The organism is Caballeronia mineralivorans PML1(12) (assembly GCF_001028175.1).
Lineage (GTDB): Bacteria > Pseudomonadota > Gammaproteobacteria > Burkholderiales > Burkholderiaceae > Caballeronia > Caballeronia mineralivorans.
On the sequence record NZ_AEJF01000164.1, the window covers coordinates 1 to 2,564 of the forward strand.

Sequence of the window (2,564 nt, forward strand, 5' to 3'; positions counted from 1 at the left end):
CGAGCTGGCGATCGACCGGCGAGCCATCGAAGTCGAAGCCCGCGATGTCGCGATGCACCGGGAACTTCGCCGCGTTCATCTGGTGGCTGACCGAACGCACGGCCCGATCGGCACTCTCGGCCTGCAGTAGCCGTTCAAGCAGCCACTGTGAAGACGCCACCTCGACGTTACCCTGTTCGAGCATTTCAGCCCAGCCGGCAGCCATGCCATGCAGCCGCAACTGCTTGAGTTCGACGATCAGATCACGCATGACCGGCCTCCGGCTGTTGTAGCGCTGGGCGCAGCCCGTCGTACCGCGATGTGTCGGCAAGCGGCGGTGTCGTCAGTTGTAGCGCCGTATCGATCTTCGGTGGCATCTGCACGCTGCGCATGCGCGACAGCACATTCACCACATGCTCGACACTCACGCGCCCGGAGGGCGGCGCCTGCTCCAATGCAAGTTCGACTGCAATCACAATGACATCCAGACCGCTTTCGGGTACCAGCGCCAGCACCTTAGCCATTACCCGGTCACCACCTGGTTCGCGTAGTAATGCCCGACGCAGGCGCTGCAGCGGCTCGGGCATATCCAGGAACGGCGCACCATTGCGCAGTGCGCCGGGCTTGCGCTGGATCAGCGGGATGTAATGCTGCCAGTCGTAGCGCACCAGACCTTCGTCGGCCAGACGGTCATGTTCGGCGACCACGGCATCATCGCCCACCGCAACGACGCGACCCGGATAGAGCCGCGTGCTGAGCATCTGGCCTGCAAATTCGCATGGTACCGAATAGCGGTTGCGTCCGATCACCACGAGGCAAGTAGACGACACCCGGGCCGCGCGTTCAACGTAACCATCAAACGGTGTTGGCATCGGCATCAGATGAGCGCGCTCCTGCTCGAATACGTCGGCAACGCTCAGGTCCCGATAGTCCGGATGCTTCACCTGCTCCCACAACGACCGGCACCGGCTCGCCAGCCATGCATTCAGATCGGCGAAACTGCCGAATTGCTGCTCGCGCGCTTCAATCCAGATACGCCGGCGGCTGTCCTGCACGTTCTTCTCGACGACGCCTTTCTCCCAGCCGCCGGCCACGTTGCAGAAGTCCGCGTCAAACAGGTAGTGCGCGCACATCACTGCGAAACGCGGATTTACCGTGCGACCCTTGCCCTTGTGAACCTTGTGAACCTTGTGAACCTTGTCGACCGCCGTCTTCATGTTGTCGTAGATGCCACGACGGGCCACCCTGCCGAAGGCCGTGAACGAGCGCGTATGGGCGTCGAACAGCATCTCGTGACCCTGACTGGGATAGGCCACGAGCCAGAATGCCCGCGACGCGCACAGCTTCATGTGCGACACCTGCAGCTTGCGGTAAATGCCGCCGACAACCAGTCCTTCCTCGGACCAATCAAACTGGAACGCTTCGCCCAACTCGAATTGCAGCGGCACAAACGCCGACTTCGAAACCGCTTGGCCTTCGCCTTGCCGCCAGACCCGGATGAAGTCGGTCACCCGCGAATAACAGCCGTCGTAGCCGTCGGCCTTGATCTCCTGGAACAGCATCCAGGCGGTGCGCCGCTCTTTCTTCGGCCGCCTTGCGTCCACGCTGAGCGCCTGCACCAGCGCCTCGTGAAACGGCATTAGCCGGGTCGACTGCGAGCGCCGCTGATACTTCGGCTCCTCCTGAATCTCCATGCTCAGGTATTTGCTAATCGTGTTGCGCGACAGGCTTGTGAGACGCGCTATCTCGCGTACCGACTTGTTCTGGCGGTGGAACATCCGCCGCACCTTGCCAATCATCGTCATCGGGATCATCCCCAAACACCCTGCCTGAAAAACTAGCAGGATAGGTTGATTACCCGGCTCAGTTTTCAGTCGGCGCGATCCCTACAAGTGGCTCATTTTTCGGTCGGCGTAAACAACGATGACACGCAGCAACTATTGAAAAGTGCGTTTGATCAATCTCAGTTCGCCCGCTCCGAAAATCTCAGTTTAGTCGAAACGTCGAACATCACCGATCTGCATAGCGCTGATAAATCTAAAAGACTGTGTCATGCAAGCATCAGCCTGAACAACGCGTCGAACGCTCAAATCAGGTATCAGCTTGAGCCTCGTGATGACGGCAAATTCTTGTTGACGTTTGAAGCTGAGTGACAGATCCAAACACGGATTTCTACAGCGAAGTTGTTGTTCATCAGTTCGGACGTTGGGTGTTCGTTGGCCGAGGCTGGTCGAGGGGGGCCTCATGTCGCGGTGATTGGATTGCTTAGAGTGTGGGAGAGTGGGGACGAAAGTCCCACGCCGCACGGAAATCAGCCAGCAGTACCCGGTGTTATCGCGCGCGCGAGAGCCCTATCCGTCCTACGACGATCCGAAAGATTCACTGCGTCTCATTCAACACGCTCTGTAGAGTCATTTCGGCGCACATGAGCAGACCCGTTTGATTGCCTGTCTGTATTGATCGAGCATGTTGTACGTGCACGATTGCGGGCATGTACGCGATAACCCATCGGCCGATGGATCCCCGGCTTTTCCTGCGGTCGTTCAGGCCGGGGTAAAAGCGAGGTTTTCAGGCTAGTACTACAG

3 protein-coding genes are annotated in these 2,564 nt (G+C 59.0%); 1 reads left to right on the forward strand and 2 read right to left on the reverse strand.

Annotated features, from left to right (window positions below):
- Both EOS_RS27345 and istA read right to left on the reverse strand, forming a co-directional pair.
- A partial coding sequence (locus EOS_RS27345) for an ATP-binding protein (protein ID WP_047895320.1) occupies positions 1-250 on the reverse strand: 250 nt, incomplete at its 3' end.
- Positions 243-1,784 (reverse strand): IS21 family transposase, encoded by a 1,542-nt coding sequence (gene istA / locus EOS_RS27350; protein WP_047895322.1) that lies wholly within the window; start codon positions 1,782-1,784, stop codon positions 243-245. The genes istA and EOS_RS27345, both read right to left, overlap by 8 nt.
- A 45-nt stretch (positions 1,785-1,829) precedes the next feature.
- Between istA and EOS_RS27355 the strand changes: the two genes are divergently transcribed.
- Positions 1,830-2,132, forward strand: coding sequence for a hypothetical protein (locus EOS_RS27355; RefSeq protein WP_152693189.1), 303 nt, complete (start codon positions 1,830-1,832; stop codon positions 2,130-2,132).
- Positions 2,133-2,564 lie beyond the last annotated feature (432 nt).